At 68.9% G+C, this 14,445-nt stretch carries 15 protein-coding genes and 2 pseudogenes; 7 read left to right on the forward strand and 10 right to left on the reverse strand.

What is annotated here, in order from left to right:
* Positions 1-192, forward strand: a pseudogene (locus DFQ15_RS09200) (IS3 family transposase); the annotation flags it as partial.
* 43 nt (positions 193-235) lie between these two features.
* Here DFQ15_RS09200 and DFQ15_RS09205 read toward each other — a convergent pair.
* The 4 genes from DFQ15_RS09205 to xseB all read right to left on the reverse strand — a co-directional run bounded on the left by DFQ15_RS09205 (position 236) and on the right by xseB (position 4,702).
* A complete protein-coding gene (locus tag DFQ15_RS09205) occupies positions 236-1,315 on the reverse strand; it encodes a TRAP transporter substrate-binding protein (RefSeq protein WP_110465705.1) in 1,080 nt (359 codons plus the stop codon).
* Between the two features lie 172 nt (positions 1,316-1,487).
* Positions 1,488-3,386: a 1-deoxy-D-xylulose-5-phosphate synthase gene (gene dxs / locus DFQ15_RS09210; protein WP_110465706.1), complete on the reverse strand. Its 1,899-nt coding sequence runs from the start codon at positions 3,384-3,386 to the stop codon at positions 1,488-1,490.
* A 90-nt stretch (positions 3,387-3,476) separates the two neighbouring features.
* Positions 3,477-4,463, reverse strand: a complete 987-nt coding sequence (locus DFQ15_RS09215; protein ID WP_110465707.1) for a polyprenyl synthetase family protein — start codon at positions 4,461-4,463, stop codon at positions 3,477-3,479.
* On the reverse strand, positions 4,460-4,702 hold the full coding sequence (gene xseB, locus DFQ15_RS09220) for an exodeoxyribonuclease VII small subunit (protein WP_110465708.1): 243 nt from the start codon (positions 4,700-4,702) through the stop codon (positions 4,460-4,462). Before xseB ends, DFQ15_RS09215 begins: the two co-directional genes overlap by 4 nt.
* Positions 4,703-5,150: 448 nt before the next feature.
* Here xseB and DFQ15_RS09225 point away from each other — a divergent pair, with 448 nt between their 5' ends.
* Positions 5,151-6,305 (forward strand): aromatic ring-hydroxylating oxygenase subunit alpha, encoded by a 1,155-nt coding sequence (locus DFQ15_RS09225; RefSeq protein ID WP_110465709.1) that lies wholly within the window; start codon positions 5,151-5,153, stop codon positions 6,303-6,305.
* 10 nt (positions 6,306-6,315) lie between these two features.
* On the opposite strand, the gene DFQ15_RS17810 is transcribed toward DFQ15_RS09225, so the two are convergent.
* Positions 6,316-6,453, reverse strand: a complete 138-nt coding sequence (locus tag DFQ15_RS17810) for a hypothetical protein (RefSeq protein ID WP_233504393.1) — start codon at positions 6,451-6,453, stop codon at positions 6,316-6,318.
* Between DFQ15_RS17810 and DFQ15_RS09230 the strand changes: the two are divergent.
* The 5 genes and pseudogenes from DFQ15_RS09230 to DFQ15_RS09250 all read left to right on the forward strand — a co-directional run bounded on the left by DFQ15_RS09230 (position 6,386) and on the right by DFQ15_RS09250 (position 11,142).
* Positions 6,386-7,284: pseudogene (locus tag DFQ15_RS09230) on the forward strand (DMT family transporter). The gene DFQ15_RS17810 and the pseudogene DFQ15_RS09230 sit on opposite strands and share 68 nt — an antisense overlap.
* A 97-nt stretch (positions 7,285-7,381) precedes the next feature.
* Entirely contained in the window at positions 7,382-8,302 is a 921-nt protein-coding gene (locus tag DFQ15_RS09235) for a sulfurtransferase (protein ID WP_110465710.1), read from the forward strand.
* 398 nt (positions 8,303-8,700) lie between these two features.
* Positions 8,701-9,030 (forward strand): flagellar transcriptional regulator FlhD, encoded by a 330-nt coding sequence (gene flhD, locus DFQ15_RS09240; protein ID WP_055837713.1) that lies wholly within the window; start codon positions 8,701-8,703, stop codon positions 9,028-9,030.
* 254 nt (positions 9,031-9,284) lie between these two features.
* Positions 9,285-9,836, forward strand: coding sequence for a flagellar transcriptional regulator FlhC (flhC, locus tag DFQ15_RS09245; RefSeq protein WP_055837711.1), 552 nt, complete (start codon positions 9,285-9,287; stop codon positions 9,834-9,836).
* 118 nt (positions 9,837-9,954) lie between these two features.
* Positions 9,955-11,142, forward strand: a complete 1,188-nt coding sequence (locus DFQ15_RS09250; protein WP_233504381.1) for an AI-2E family transporter — start codon at positions 9,955-9,957, stop codon at positions 11,140-11,142.
* 88 nt (positions 11,143-11,230) lie between these two features.
* Here DFQ15_RS09250 and DFQ15_RS09255 read toward each other — a convergent pair whose 3' ends face one another.
* The 5 genes from DFQ15_RS09255 to DFQ15_RS09275 all read right to left on the reverse strand — a co-directional run bounded on the left by DFQ15_RS09255 (position 11,231) and on the right by DFQ15_RS09275 (position 14,392).
* Positions 11,231-12,031 carry an ABC transporter ATP-binding protein gene (locus DFQ15_RS09255; RefSeq protein ID WP_110465712.1) on the reverse strand — a complete coding sequence of 267 codons (801 nt, stop codon included), beginning with the start codon at positions 12,029-12,031 and terminating at the stop codon, positions 11,231-11,233.
* A gap of 63 nt (positions 12,032-12,094) precedes the next feature.
* Positions 12,095-12,844: a molybdate ABC transporter substrate-binding protein gene (gene modA / locus DFQ15_RS09260; RefSeq protein ID WP_110465713.1), complete on the reverse strand. Its 750-nt coding sequence runs from the start codon at positions 12,842-12,844 to the stop codon at positions 12,095-12,097.
* 9 nt (positions 12,845-12,853) lie between these two features.
* Positions 12,854-13,543, reverse strand: a complete 690-nt coding sequence (gene modB, locus DFQ15_RS09265; RefSeq protein ID WP_110465714.1) for a molybdate ABC transporter permease subunit — start codon at positions 13,541-13,543, stop codon at positions 12,854-12,856.
* A gap of 203 nt (positions 13,544-13,746) precedes the next feature.
* The gene (locus DFQ15_RS09270) at positions 13,747-14,094 is read right to left on the reverse strand and encodes a winged helix-turn-helix domain-containing protein (protein ID WP_110465715.1); all 348 of its coding nucleotides are present in this window, start codon (positions 14,092-14,094) and stop codon (positions 13,747-13,749) included.
* 10 nt (positions 14,095-14,104) lie between these two features.
* On the reverse strand, positions 14,105-14,392 hold the full coding sequence (locus DFQ15_RS09275; protein WP_055837795.1) for a hypothetical protein: 288 nt from the start codon (positions 14,390-14,392) through the stop codon (positions 14,105-14,107).
* Positions 14,393-14,445 lie beyond the last annotated feature (53 nt).

Consider the following 14,445-nt stretch of genomic DNA (forward strand, 5'->3'; position numbering starts at 1 on the left):
TACAAGGCCGAGCTAATCCATCGCCGGGGACCGTGGAAAACCGAGGAAGCCGTGGAGTTCGCGACCCTCGAATGGGTGTCTTGGTTCAACCACCACCGCCTGCTCGAACCCATCGGGTACATCCCGCCTGCAGAGGCTGAGGCAAACTACCACCGGCAACTCGCCAGTCAAGCCACAGCGCTGGTGGCATGACTTGAACCAAACAGCCTCCGCGAATCCCGGGGCGGTTCAGTTCTTACAACGTGACGCCCTGCATGTAGCTGTCGAAGCGCGCCTCGGCAAAGCGCGACCACAGCAGCTGGTCCTTCTGGAACGCGCGGTAGTCGGCGTACAGCGTCTTCCAGTCGGCGTTCTTCGCGTCCAGCTCGGCATACACCTCCATCGCGGCCTTGAAAGATGCGTCGAGCACCGGCTTGGGGAAGGCCAGGACCTTGGTCTTGGCGCCGACCAGCTGCTTCAACGCCGTGGGGTTGCGGGCGTCGTACTTGGCCTGCATGTCGACGTGGGCGTGCGAAGCCGCGGCCTGCACGACGGCCTTGTACTCGGGCGTGAGGGCGTCGTAGGCCTTCTGGTTGACCTGCAGGTCGAGCTGCAGGGTGCCTTCCCACCAGCCGGGGTAGTAGTAGTAGGGCGCGACCTTGTTGAAGCCGAGCTTCTGGTCGTCGTACGGTCCGATCCACTCGGCCGCGTCGATCGTGCCCTTTTCCAGCGATTGGTAGATTTCGCCGCCGGGGATGTTCTGCGGCACGGCGCCCAGGCGCTCGATTACGCGGCCGGCGAAGCCGCCGATGCGGAACTTCAGGCCCTTGAAGTCTTCGACCGTCTTGATCTCCTTGCGGAACCAGCCGCCCATCTGCGCGCCGGTGTTGCCGCAGGGGAAGTTGACCATGTTGTACTTGGCATAGAACTCGCGCGTCAGCTTCAGGCCGTTGCCTTCGTACATCCAGGCGTTGAGCTGACGGGTGTTCATGCCGAACGGAATGGCGGCGCCGACGGCGAAGGCCTCGTTCTTGCCGAAGAAGTAGTAGCCGGCGGTGTGGCACGCCTCGATCGAGCCCTGCTGCACGCCGTCGATCACGCCGAGGGCGGGCATCAGCTCGCCGGCCGCGTGCACGCTGATCTGGAACTTGCCGCCGGTCATCTCGCCGACCTTCCTGGCGAAGGTCTCGGCGCCGCCGTAGATCGTGTCGAGCGGCTTGGGGAAGCTCGATGCCAGGCGCCAGCGCACGCCGGCCTGGGCATGCACCGACGGCGCGGTGCCGGCGGCGAGGACACCGGCGATCCCGGCATGCTTGATGATGGAACGACGATCCATGGCGTAACTCCGAATTTTTGAATACCGATTCCGGCGGTGGCGCAGCGACGCCGCGCACCCCGGGGTGGGCGGCCCATTCTAGGAATCGTCTTTTGGGTGGCGCAGCGGGTTTTCCCGTGCGGCGGTGCCGGTATTGCAGCACACTGCAGGCTTGCGGCGCGGCCCGCGGCCCTCAGTCGCCGAAGCGCGCGGTGATCGAGGACGCGATGCCGGTCGCGTCCAGCCCCGCGAGCGCCAGCAGCCGCGCGGGGTCGCCGTGCTCGATGAAGCTGTCGGGCAGGCCCAATTGAAGCACCGGGCGCACGACGGCGGCGGCGTTCAGCGCCTCGGTCACCGCGCTGCCGGCGCCGCCCATCAGGCTGCCCTCTTCCACCGTGACCAGCGCGCGGTGGGATTCGGCCATCCGCAGCAGCATCGCGGTGTCGAGCGGCTTGGCCCAGCGCATGTTGACCACGGTGGCGTCGAGCTTCTCGGCCGCCTCCAGCGCGGCGTAGAGCAGCGTGCCGAAGGCGAGAATCGCGATGCCGCTCCCGCCCTGGCGGCGCACTTCGGCCTCGGCATACGGCAGAGCCTCCAGCGAGGCCAGGGGCACCGTACCGACCCCCGCACCGCGCGGGTAGCGCACCGCGACCGGGTGGTCCTGGGCGAAGGCGGTCGAGAGCAGTTGGCGGCACTCGCGCTCGTCGGCCGGGCACGCGACCGCCATGTTGGGGACGCAGCGCAGGAAGGCGATGTCGTAGGCGCCGGCATGGGTGGCGCCGTCGGCCCCGACCAGGCCCGCCCGGTCGAGCGCGAAGACGACCGGCAGGTTCTGCAGCGCCACGTCGTGCACCAGCTGGTCGTAGCCGCGCTGCAGGAAGGTCGAGTAGATCGCCACGACCGGCTTCAGGCCTTCGCAGGCCAGGCCCGCAGCGAAAGTCACCGCATGCTGCTCGGCGATGCCGACGTCGTAGTAGCGCGCAGGAAAGCGCCGCTCGAACTCGACCATGCCCGAACCTTCGCGCATCGCCGGGGTGATGCCGACCAGGCGCTCGTCGGCCGCGGCCATGTCGCAGAGCCATTGGCCGAACACCTGGGTGAAGCTGGTCTTGGGCGCGGTGGCCGGCTTGACCAGCCCCACCGACGGATCGAACTTGCCCGGCCCGTGGTAGGCCACCGGATCGGCCTCGGCCAGCTTGTAGCCCTGGCCCTTCTTGGTGACCACGTGCAGGAACTGCGGGCCTTCGAGAAGCTTGATGTTCTCGAGCGTGGGGATCAGCGAATCGAGGTCGTGCCCGTCGATCGGGCCGACGTAGTTGAAGCCGAACTGCTCGAACAGCGTTGCCGGCACCACCATGCCCTTGGCATGCTGCTCGAAGCGCCTGGCCAGCTCGAACAGCGGCGGTGCCGCCTTCAGCACGCTCTTGCCCACGTTCTTGGCGGCCGCGTAGAAGCGGCCGCTCATCAACTGCGCCAGGTAACGGTTGAGGGCGCCGACCGGCGGGCTGATCGACATGTCGTTGTCGTTGAGCACCACCAGCAGCTTGCCGTCGAGCACGCCGGCGTTGTTGAGCGCCTCGAAGGCCATGCCGGCGCTCATGGCACCGTCGCCGATGATCGCGACCGCGTGGCGGTCTTCGCCCTTCTGCCTGGCGGCCATCGCCATGCCGAGTGCGGCCGAGATGCTGGTCGACGAATGCGCGGTGCCGAAGGTATCGTAGTCGCTCTCAGCGCGCTGCGGAAAGCCCGAGAGGCCGCCGTGCTGGCGCAACGTGAACATGCGGTCGCGCCGGCCGGTCAGGATCTTGTGCGGATAGGTCTGGTGGCCCACGTCCCAGACCAGCCGGTCGCGCGGGGTGTCGAACACCGCGTGCAGCGCGATCGTCAGCTCGACCGTGCCCAGATTGGAGCTGAGGTGGCCGCCGGTCTTCGAGACGCTGTCGATGACGTACGACCGCAGCTCGCCCGCCAGCTGCTTCAGCTCGTCGCGCGACAGGGCGCGCAGCGCCGCCGGATCGTCGATGCGGTTCAGCAGCGCCGGGCCCGCGGCGGCGTGGTGTGGCGTGTGGGCATTGGAATCGGCGTGGGACATACGGATCTTCTTGCTATATCTTTGATAGCTGGTAGCCGGCGTACCGCGCCGACTGGAGCATGGTCTGGCACCGCATCGGCATGGCCCGGCCTAGGACGAGCGCTCGATCACCATGCGGGCCAGGGCCTGCAGGGCGGCGGTGTCGGCGAGATCGGAATCGGCCAGCGCCCGCAGCGCCTCGCCGAGCAGCTCGGCCGCATAGGCGCGGGAGCGGTCGAGGCCCAGCAGCGAGACATAGGTGGGCTTGTCCTGCGCGGCGTCCTTGCCGGCGGTCTTGCCGAGGGTGGCCGAATCGGCCACCACGTCGAGGATGTCGTCGACCACCTGGAAGGCCAGCCCGACCGCGGCGCCGTAGCGCTGCAGCGCGGCCAGCGACCGTGCCGGCGCGGCGCCGCAGGTGGCCCCCATCAGCACGCTCGCCTCCAGCAGCGCGCCGGTCTTCAGGCGGTGCATGTGGCGCAGTTCGGGCTCGGTCAGGGGCAGGCCGACGCTGGCGAGATCGATCGCCTGGCCGCCGGCCATGCCGGTATGGCCGGCCGCCACCGCCAGCCGGCGGCAGAGCGCGGCCTGCACCGCGGGCGGCACAGGCACCGTGTCGGGCACCAGCAGCTCGAAGGCCAGGGCCTGCAGCGCGTCGCCCGCCAGCAGCGCGCCGGCCTCGCCGTAGCGCACATGGACCGTCGGCTTGCCGCGGCGTAGCACGTCGTCGTCCATGCAGGGCATGTCGTCGTGTACCAGCGAATAGGCGTGGATCAGCTCGACCGAGCAGGCGGCGCGCAGCGCGGCCTCGTCCAGCGCGTCGGCGAGCGCCGCGGCGTCCAGGCCGTGGCCCTGCATCCGCGCATCGAAGGGCGCGACCGCCGCCCTGGCACCCAGCACCAGCAGCGGACGCAGCCGCTTGCCGCCGTCCAGCACCGCATAGCGCATCGCCGCGCCCAGCAAGGCCGGCGCGTCCTGCGCGACCCAGTCGCAGAGAGCCTGCTCGACACGTGCGAGGTGGCGGGAACTCCATTCCTTAAAGCCGAAGGCCGGTGCGGGTGCTGTCGCTTCGGCGGCGGCAGATACGGAAAACGTCATGTCGGCGTCCAGGGCTTGATGCCGCTGTCGTCCAGCACCTTGATCTGCGCCTCGACCGCCTGCAGCCTGGCGCGGCAGAACGTCAGCAGCGCGGCGCCTCGCTGGTAGCCGACCAGCAACTGGTCGAGCGGCAACTGGCCGGCGTCGAGCCGGGCGACGAGCTGCTCCAGCTCCTGCACCGCTTCCTCGTAGGTGGCGGGCAGTGCGGCGGCGGTGGGGGTGGCGGGTGCCTTGGGCATCGTGGGTAAATGCGGCGCAAAACCGTCTGGGTTAAACGGTCGATTCTAGGGGGGCATGCCAACCAAGAACGTGTGAAGCCCTGCGGGTGCCACCGACGGCATCCGCCAAGTCCCTACGGCATGCCCACACACCGGCCCGCGATCGGGGGCCGGCGGGTACAATCGGGCTTCCCCGGCCGGCTTCATGCCGGCTTCGCTTTTTCTACTGTGCTCCGCGCACTCCTGTTTCTCCCTGTGGGGAGTCTTAAGAGCGTGTCATGCACTTCGACGTACCCGCGAAAGCCGGAGAGAGGCCCGGCGGCGAGGCGCAGGACGCGCCGTGGCATGGATACCGCAGGCGGACTGCAACGCGGCGGCCGGGCCTCTGCCCGGCTTTCCCGCAGGCAGGCGCTCGCGGGACCCACACGGGCACGTCCAAGTGCATAACACGCTCTAGGTCAGGTCACCCATGTCTGATTTAAGTCTTCGACTGCAGCAGGCCACGAGCCAACTACCGGTTTCCAGCTATTTCGACGAGGCGCTCTTCCGACGCGAACGTACCCGGCTCTTCGAGAACGGGCCTCGCTATGTGGGGCATGCCCTGGCCGTGCCCGAGAAGGGCGACTACTGCGCACTGCCCCAGGAGGGCGAGGGCCGTGCCCTGGTGCGCGGTGCCGACGGCGTGGTGCAGCTGGTGTCGAACGTCTGCCGCCACCGCCAGGCGGTGATGCTGAAGGGCCGCGGTTCGCTCGACGGCCATGCGCCGGGGCATGCCGGCGGCAACATCGTCTGCCCGTTGCATCGCTGGACCTACGACAGCCGCGGCCAGCTGCTGGGCGCGCCGCATTTCGCCGAAGACCCCTGCCTGAACCTGCGCAACTATCCTCTGCAAGAGTGGAACGGTCTGCTCTTCGAGGCCGGACACCGCGACGTGGCCGCCGACCTGGCCGCGATGGGCCCGCGCGCCGACCTCGACTTTTCCGGCCACGTGCTCGACCGGATAGAGATGCACGAGTGCCACTACAACTGGAAGACCTTCATCGAGGTCTACTTGGAGGACTACCACGTCGGTCCGTTCCACCCCGGCCTGGGCCAGTTCGTCACCTGCGACGATCTGCGCTGGGAGTTCGGGCAGGACTATTCGGTGCAGACGGTGGGTGTGGCCAACCGCCTGGGCAAGGCCGGCAGCCCGGCCTACCAGCGCTGGCAGGACCAGCTGCTGCGCTACCGCGACGGCCGCCCGCCCAAGTACGGCGCGATCTGGCTCACCTACTATCCGCACATCATGGTCGAGTGGTACCCGCACGTGCTCACCGTCTCGACGCTGCACCCGATCAGCCCGACCAGGACGATGAACATGGTCGAGTTCTACTACCCCGAGGAGATCGCCGCCTTCGAGCGCGAATTCGTCGAGGCCCAGCAGGCCGCCTACATGGAAACCTGCGTGGAGGACGACGAGATCGCCGAGCGGATGGACGCCGGCCGGCGCGCCCTGCTCCAGCGCGGCGACGACGAGCGCGGCCCCTACCAGAGCCCGATGGAAGACGGCATGCAGCATTTCCACGAGTGGTATCGCGGCGCGATGGGCGATGACCCGACGGCGCGCCTATTGCTATCGAATTGATAGCTACGCATCATCGATTTACGCCGGCTGCAGCCCTTTTCATGCTTAAAAACGGTACCGGCGGCATGAAAGCCGGCTGGATGCTGCTGGCGGCCTTTTTCTTCGCGACGATGGGCGTCTGCGTGAAGATGGCGTCGGCCAGCTTCAACCCGCCCGAGCTGGTCTTCTACCGCGGCCTGATCGGCATGGCGGTGATGGGGTCCTGGCGCGGGCGCGCCGGATACCGCTGGCCACCCGCTACCCCGGCATGCACGCCTGGCGCAGCCTGGTCGGCGTGTTCTCGCTCACCGGCTGGTTCTACGCCATCGCCCACCTGCCACTGGCGACCGCCGTCACCCTCAACTACATGAGCAGCGTCTGGATCGCCGCGTTCCTGGTGGGCGGCACGCTGATGGCCTGGCGGCCGCGCGTCGGCAACGACCGCCCGCCGCTGCAGGGTGCGCTGGTGCTCACCGTGCTGACCGGATTCGCTGGCGTGGTGATGATGCTGCGGCCGACGATCGATCCGCAGCAGATGCTGGCCGGCGTGGTGGGCTTGTTCTCGGGCGTGACCGCCGCCTTCGCGTACATGCAGGTGATGGCGCTCGCGCGGGCCGGCGAGCCCGAGGCGCGCACCGTCTTCTACTTCGCGGTGGGATCGGCCGTGGCGGGCCTGGCGGGCATGGCACTGGTCGGCGTCTCGCCCTGGTCGTGGCAGGCGGCGCTGTGGCTGCCGCCGCTGGGCCTGCTGGCCTCGGGCGGCCAATACTGCATGACCCGCGCCTACGCCACCGCCGGCAACCACCGCGGCATGCTGGTCGTGGCCAACCTGCAGTACACCGGCATCGTCTTCGCCGCCGGCTACGGCGTGCTGCTGTTCGGCGACACGATCGCGCCGATCGCCTGGGCCGGCATGGCGACGATCATCGCCAGCGGCGTTGCGGCCACCGTGCTGCGCGGCCGCACGCCCGCGGCGGGTGACACGGTGCGGCGGCGCTAACGCCACCGCGGCGGTCCGCCCCGGCCGGGGCTACCATTTGGGGCAGCGGTGCGCCACCCCGACGCATCTCCCGCACCGAACGCCCAGGAGCCCCGCCATGCCCCAACCGCACGCCCCCTTCACCACCCTGATCTCCGCGGAGGAATTGCAGGCCCTGCTCGCCGCCAAGGCGCGGGTGATGGTCTTCGACTGCAGCTTCGATTTGACGCGGCCCGAGGCCGGCGCGCAGGCCTTCGCCGAGCGCCACATCCCCGGCGCTCTGCATGCCGACCTGGACCGCGCGCTGAGCGCCAAGCACGGCCTGCCCGGTGCCCACGGCACGGTGGTGGTCGCCCGCGAGGCCGACCGCCCCGCCAGCGGCGGTCGCCACCCGCTGCCGAGCCGCGAGAACTTCGCCATCTGGCTCTCGTCGGTCGGCTTCGCCAACGACATGCAGGCCGTCGTCTACGACCGCAACAACGCCAACTACTGCGGCCGCCTCTGGTGGATGCTGAAGTGGGCGGGGCACGACGCGGTGGCGGTGCTCGACGGCGGCCTGCAGGCCTGGGAGGCCGCGGGCGGCGCGGTGGCGACGGGGCAGGAGCCGTCGCATTTCCAGACCAGCTTCGATCTGCGCGCGCCGCTGCGCACCCTGGTGACGGTGCAGGACGTGGCGGCGCACCTGGGCGAGCCGGGTCGCACCCTGGTCGACGCCCGCGCCCCGGCCCGCTTCCGCGGCGAGGTGGAGCCGCTCGATCCGGTGGCCGGCCATATTCCCGGCGCGCTGAACCGGCCCTTCACCGAGAACCTGGGCCCGGACGGCCGCTTCAAGCCGGCCGAGGTGCTACGCCGCGAGTTCGATGCACTGCTGGCCGGCCGCTCGACCCAGGGCATGGCCGCCTACTGCGGCAGCGGCGTCAGCGCCACGCCGAACGTGCTGGCGGCGGAGCTGGCGGGGCTCGGCCCGATCGGCCTGTACGCCGGCAGCTGGAGCGAGTGGTGCAGCGATCCGTCGCGCCCGGTCGCGACCGGTGAATAAAAGGCCCGGCAGTGACGTCGTGGCGCGGCCTCGGTACCGCGCACGGCCTGAAAATTTTTTTCCGGCGACCTGCCAGCCGCTCCCAAAAAGGTAGCGTGCCATCCTTTTTTCGGCAGCACGGGTCGCGGGTTTTGTCCGACACCGGTTTCCCGCGACCCGCCGGAGGACACGGGCGGCGCGGAAGGCATCCCTCGCGGTGGGTGCGGTTTGCGCGGGACCGCCCGTCGCAACGCCTGATGTAAGGCAAATTCCTACAGAACCGGAGGGAAACCAGACAAAACGCACGGTGAGACGCTGACTTAATTTCTGTTTGGGACGTCTTCACAATCCATTTCACCGAATCGCCTCACATGCAATGTTGCATACGGTCGGAATCGGACCTGAAAAGGACTGACCCCATGAACACCGAACAAATGCTTGCCGAGATCCGTGAAGCCAACCTGACGTATCTGATGCTGGCCAAGAACCTGATCCGCCAGGACAAGGCCGAAGCCGTCTTCCGTCTGGGCATCAACGAAGAATCCGCCGAGCTGCTGGCTTCGCTGTCCTCGGCCCAGGTCCTGAAGCTGGCGACCGGCAATACCCTGCTGTGCCGCTTCCGGGTCGACGACGACATGGTCTGGAACCTGCTCACCAACCAGAGCACGCCCGCCAAGATCGGCAACGAAGCGACCAACCGCCTGCACGGCAACATCCTGATGGCGGGGCGCCTCTCCGAGGTCATTTAGAGCGGCTAACACAACCCAGCGAAGCGGTTCTGGCTAGGCGCCGCATCGCAGACAGTACGAGTAGTACGACAAGGTGCGGCAACGACGCCAGAAGGGTTGTGTTAGCCGCTCTTAGTTCCCCCCAGGCTTCGCGCTTCGCGTCTTCGCCTGCCCCTCGAGGGGCGAAGCCGGCGGACCGGCTGAGCCGGATCCGCGGCTTCCCTGGTGACGGCACCGCCTCCCTCTTCTCAGTTCAGTTTTCAGGAATACCAGCCATGACCGCAGTTGCAGCAGCACCCAAGAGCGTCCTGAACGAATCGCGCCAGATCGAGCGGGCGGCAATGCTCATCAAGATGGGTGCGCGGATGCAGGTGCTCGAGTCCGAGACCACGCTGTCGTACGAGCGGCTGATCCGGCTGTACAAGGAGATCGCGGGCAAGTCGCCGTCGAAGGGCCAGCTGCCCTTCTCGACCGACTGGTTCCTGACCTGGCAGGAGAACATCCATTCGTCGCTGTTCCTCAACATCTACGAATACCTGAGCAAGGGCGCGTCGCTCGAGCCGGTGGATGCGCTGACCAAGGCCTACCGCCTCTACAACGAACAGGTGGACGCCGCCGGCATCGAGCCGCTGCTGTCCTTCACCCGGGCCTGGCGCCTGCTGAAGTTCGTCGATGCCTCGATGCTGGAGATGACCACCTGCTCCAAGTGCACCGGCCGCTTCGTCACCGAGCCGTACGAGAACGCCCGCCACTTCGTCTGCGGCATGTGCAACCCGCCAGCCCGCGCCGGCAAGAGCAAGGCCGCCGGCGCCCTGATGCTGCACTGAGCGCCCGGCAGGCGCCACCGGCGACCTTCGCCTACAGCGTGCCGCAATACCGGGCCACAGAATCGCCCGAATGCAACAACCGCCGCCCTCCCCTCCCCCTGCCGACGGGCCGGACGCCGTGCCGGGCTCCCCCGTCGACGTCGTCACGCCGGCCCCCAACACCCGCCTGATCGAACTGCCGCCCGGCGCCGATCCCGACCAGCCGCGGGTGCTGCTGCAGATGCCGGTGGACGTGCGCAGCATCTCTTTGGTCGTGCTGGCGGTGCTGGCCAGCATCGTCGTGCTGCGCTGGGCCGGGGCCGTCTTCGTTCCCCTGCTGCTGGCGCTGATGCTCACCTATGCGCTGGCACCGGTGGTCGAGTGGTTTTGGCGCCGGCAGGTGCCGCGGGTGCTGACCACCACCGTGCTGCTGCTGACGATCGTCGGCTCGATCGGCTCCACCGCGTACTGGCTGAGCGACGACGCGGCCGAGCTGTTCAACGACCTGCCGGTGGCCGCCAGGAAGGTGCGCGACACCTTGCGCGCCCACAGCCAGCACGGCCCCGGCGTACTCGACACGGTGCAGAACGCCGCCACCCAGATCGAGCAGGCCACCCGAAGCCAGGCTGCGCCGCTGTCGGCCCGCGGCGTGACCAGGGTGCTGATCGAGCGACCGCCCTTCAACATCCGCGACTATCTGTGGAGCGGCACCGTCGGCCTGATGGGCTTCGCCGGGCAGATGATGGTGGTGCTGTTCCTGACCTTCTTCGCCTTGTGCGCCGGCGACACCTTCCGCCGCAAGCTGGTGAAGATCACCGGGCCCAGCCTGTCGCGCAAGAAGATCACGGTGCAGCTGCTCGACGAGATCACCGGCCAGATCGAACGCTACCTGCTGGTGCAGCTGCTGATGAGCCTGGTGGTAGGCGTGGCGACCTGGCTGGTGTACTGGGCGCTCGGCATCGAGTATTCGGCGGTCTGGGGCGTGGTGGCCGGGTTGCTCAACTTCGTGCCTTATATCGGCTCGCTGGCGGTGACCGGCGGCTCGGCGCTGGTGGCGTTCCTGCAGTTCGGCACGGTCGACATGGCGCTGGTCGCCGGCGGCGCGTCGCTGGCGATCCACACGATCAGCGGCAACCTGGTGACGCCGTGGCTCACCAGCCGGGCCAGCAGCATGAACCCGGTGGTGGTTTTCGCCAGCGTGCTGGCCTGGGGCTGGCTCTGGGGCATCTGGGGCCTGCTGCTGGGCATGCCGATCATGATGGTCATCAAGGCCGTTTGCGACCGGGTGGAAGACTTGAAACCGATCGGCGAACTGATGGGCAAATAGGCCTCGTCTTGCTCGTGACAAATCCGAATCCAGGCAGCCCAGCAGTGCGCCGATGCTTACGCGATACCAACGCAAACTCTTACGCCTCTCAGGGAGTGTCAGCGGCGAAACCATCCCCCAGCAAGCGCCGCAGCGTCTGCCGCAGCGGCGTTTCCTCCGGCGCATCGGCCTCGCCGGTGATGCCGTGCCGGGCCCGGCTGCGCGCCTCGGCGGTCCGCATGTCGATCTCGCGCAGCACCTGGCCCTGGTCGAACACGAAGGCGACGTCGGCCAGGGCCAGTACGTCCTCGACGTCGTGGGTGATCATCAGCACCGGTATGCCCCAGCGGGCCTGGACCTGCTTCAGCTCCTGGCGCAGCGCGGCGCGCAGCGCGGGGTGCAGGGCGGCGAAGGGTTCGTCGAGCAGCAGGACGCGGGGTGCGCAGGCCAGCGCGCGGGCCAGGGCGACGCGCTGTTGCTGGCCGCCGGAGAGTGCCCGCGGCCGGCTGTCGGCGAGCGGGGCCAGGCCGAAGCTGTCGAGCAGCGCCTGCACCCGCGCGGCCTCGTCGGGCGACAGGCGTCGCTTGCGCCAGCTGCGCAGGCCGAAGGCGACGTTGTCGCGCACCGAGAGGTGCGGGAACAGCGCGTAGTTCTGGAACAGGAAGCCGACCTCCCGCGCCGGCGCCGGCAGGTCGATGCGGGCCGCCGCGTCGAACAGGGTGCGGCCGTCGATCCGCACATGGCCGGCGTCGGGCTTCAACAGGCCGGCGATGGCCTGCAGGGTGAGCGACTTGCCGACGCCCGAGGGGCCGTACAGCGCGGCGAACGGCGCGTCGGTGGCGAAGCGCGCCGCCAGCGCGAAGCGCCGCTTGCCGTCGACCACCGACAGCTGCAGGTCGACGTCGATCACGGTGTGCGGCGCCCGTTTTGCATCACCGGCACACCCTGTGCATCGCCCTGCGCGCAGGGCCGCTCACGGCTTGCCGAAGCCGTAGCGCGCCAGGATCTGCTGCCCGGCGTCGGAGCCCAGGAAGGCGATGAAGTTTTTCGCCAGCGCCTTCTGCTGGCTGTCGGCCACCACCGCCACCGGGTAGCTGACGGGCGTGTGGCCGGTAGGCGTCAGCACGACCTTGACCTTGTCGCCGGCGATCGCGGCATCGGTGCGGTAGACGAAGCCGGCCTCGGCCTCGCCGCGGCCTACGTAGTCGAGCACCTGGCGCACGCTGTCGGCCTGCACGAACTTCGGCTCCAGTACCGTCCAGAGCTTGGCGGCCTCCAGCACCTGCCGGGTGTAGCGACCGACCGGCACGGTGGCGGTCTTGCCGACGGCGATCCTGCGGACGGCCGGGCCGGTGAGGTCCTGCAGGGTCTTGACGCCGGCACCGTCCTGCGCCGGCTCGATCAGCACCAGGCTGTTGGTGACGAAGTTGGCGCGGGTGGCCGGATCGACCAGCTTCTGCGTGGCGCCGCGGTCCATCGTTTCCTGGTCGGCGCTGGCGAACACGTCGACCGGCGCGCCCTGGGCGATCTGCTGCAGCAGCGTGCCCGAGGCGGCGAAGTTGGTGCGCACGTTGGCGCCGGGGTGCGCGGCCTCGAAGCGCGGCGCCAGCTCCTTGAAGGCGTCGGTCAGGCTGGCGGCGGCCGACACCGTGAGTTGCTGCGAAGCGGCGGTCAAGGGCAGCGCGAGCGCCAAAACGAAGGAGGCGAGACGGGTGGCAGGCATGACGATTTCCTATCGACGGAGGGAGAAGAAGCGGCTGGACAGCACCAGCACCGCGATCGAGAGCACCGAGGTGACGACGACCAGCACCAGCGCCCTGTCGTCGTGGCCGGCCTGCACCGCGTCGTAGATCGCCATCGACAGCGTCTGGGTCTGCTGCGGGATCGAGCCGACCACCATCAGGGACGCGCCGAACTCGCCCATCGCCCGGGCGAAGGCCAGCAGCGCGCCCGCCAGGATGCCCGGCCAGGCCAGCGGCAATGTGATGCGCAGGAACACCGACCAGCGCGACTGGCCGAGCGTGCTGGCCGCGGCTTCCAGGGCGCGGTCGACGCCCGAGAACGCGGCGCCGGCCGACTTCAGCACCAAAGGCAGCGCCACCACGGCCGAGGCCACCACCGCGCCGTGCCAGCTGAAGATGATGGTGTAGTCGAGGTGCTCCCGCAGCCAGCGGCCCGGCGGGCTGCGCCGGCCGGCCGCCACCAGGATCGCGTAGCCGATCACGGTGGGCGGCAGCACCAGCGGCAGCATGAAGACCGATTCGAGCACCTGGCTGCCGAAGAACCGTTTGCGGGCGAACAGCCAGCCCAGCGCGACGCCGGCCACCAGGGCCAACAGCGTGGCCAGCCCCGCCACCTTGAGCGAAAGGGCCAGCGGGAACCAGTCCATGGACAGCAGCAGCGGGGGTATCGTCGTATCCATGCGGGTATGACGGATTGTGGCACAGAGGCTTCGCTGGACGACCGGGTAGGTGCATACGACCCTCGCAGGCAGTTTCGACTGCCGAATCGTGCTCCAGCCGGCGAACGGCGCCGACCACTAGCTATCGATAATGTAGCAAAAGCACTTCCGGGCGCGGCATGCGGCGGGGACGTCGTCCCCCGGGTGCCGCTATCGCGAGCCGCTCAGGGCGCCAGCATCCCGGTCAGCGCGTCGATGTCGGCCGCGGCCGCGGTGCGTGCAGCCGCCTCGATCGCCCGATAGTGCCGCACCACCGCCTCGCCCACGGCGGTGAGCGAGGTGCCGCCGCCGTGCGCGCCGCCGGCGGCGGTCTGCACCGCGGGCGTGCTGAGCGCCCGGTTGGTCTCGTCGACCAGCAGCCAGGCGCGGCGGTACGACATGCCCATCTGCCGCGCAGCGGCCGAGATGGAGCCGGTCTGCGCGATCGTCTCCAGCAGGGCGACCTTGCCGGGGCCGATCGCGATGCTGTCGTCGCGGTAGATCCTCAGCCGGAACTGCGCCTTGGGTGTCATGCCGCCCGCGTCATTCTTCGCCCAGCACCTCGCGGATGGCCTCGGCGGTGTTCTCCGCGTGCTGGGCCACCTGGTCGACGTTGCGGCCGATGACCTCCAGCGCGTAGGTTCCCGAGACGATGCCCCGGTACCAGACCTCGGCCGCCAGCACGTCGGGCGCCATGCCTTCCACCGCCCCCACCAGGCAGTCGATCACCGACTGCAGGCCGGCGTCCGCATACAGCTCTTCGGATTCGAAGCTCACCCGGTACTCGTAGAAACCGGCGCGGCTGCCCTCCACCTCGATACGCACAATCATCGTGCCCTCCTTCATGCTGGGGCACCGATTGTGAACGGCACCGGCCGCGCCCG

It is taken from the genome of Xylophilus ampelinus, assembly GCF_003217575.1.
In the GTDB taxonomy this organism is placed as follows: domain Bacteria; phylum Pseudomonadota; class Gammaproteobacteria; order Burkholderiales; family Burkholderiaceae_C; genus Xylophilus; species Xylophilus ampelinus.

Excerpts from the sequence above, each read along its gene's own strand:
- DFQ15_RS09205 (WP_110465705.1), bottom strand. The coding sequence starts at position 1,315 with ATGGATCGTCGTTCCATCATCAAGCATGCCGGGATCGCCGGTGTCCTC.
- dxs (WP_110465706.1), bottom strand. The coding sequence starts at position 3,386 with ATGTCCCACGCCGATTCCAATGCCCACACGCCACACCACGCCGCCGCG.
- DFQ15_RS09215 (WP_110465707.1), bottom strand. The coding sequence starts at position 4,463 with ATGACGTTTTCCGTATCTGCCGCCGCCGAAGCGACAGCACCCGCACCG.
- xseB (WP_110465708.1), bottom strand. The coding sequence starts at position 4,702 with ATGCCCAAGGCACCCGCCACCCCCACCGCCGCCGCACTGCCCGCCACC.
- DFQ15_RS09225 (WP_110465709.1), top strand. The coding sequence starts at position 5,151 with ATGTCTGATTTAAGTCTTCGACTGCAGCAGGCCACGAGCCAACTACCG.
- DFQ15_RS09235 (WP_110465710.1), top strand. The coding sequence starts at position 7,382 with ATGCCCCAACCGCACGCCCCCTTCACCACCCTGATCTCCGCGGAGGAA.
- flhD (WP_055837713.1), top strand. The coding sequence starts at position 8,701 with ATGAACACCGAACAAATGCTTGCCGAGATCCGTGAAGCCAACCTGACG.
- flhC (WP_055837711.1), top strand. The coding sequence starts at position 9,285 with ATGACCGCAGTTGCAGCAGCACCCAAGAGCGTCCTGAACGAATCGCGC.
- modA (WP_110465713.1), bottom strand. The coding sequence starts at position 12,844 with ATGCCTGCCACCCGTCTCGCCTCCTTCGTTTTGGCGCTCGCGCTGCCC.
- modB (WP_110465714.1), bottom strand. The coding sequence starts at position 13,543 with ATGGATACGACGATACCCCCGCTGCTGCTGTCCATGGACTGGTTCCCG.
- DFQ15_RS09270 (WP_110465715.1), bottom strand. The coding sequence starts at position 14,094 with ATGACACCCAAGGCGCAGTTCCGGCTGAGGATCTACCGCGACGACAGC.
- DFQ15_RS09275 (WP_055837795.1), bottom strand. The coding sequence starts at position 14,392 with ATGATTGTGCGTATCGAGGTGGAGGGCAGCCGCGCCGGTTTCTACGAG.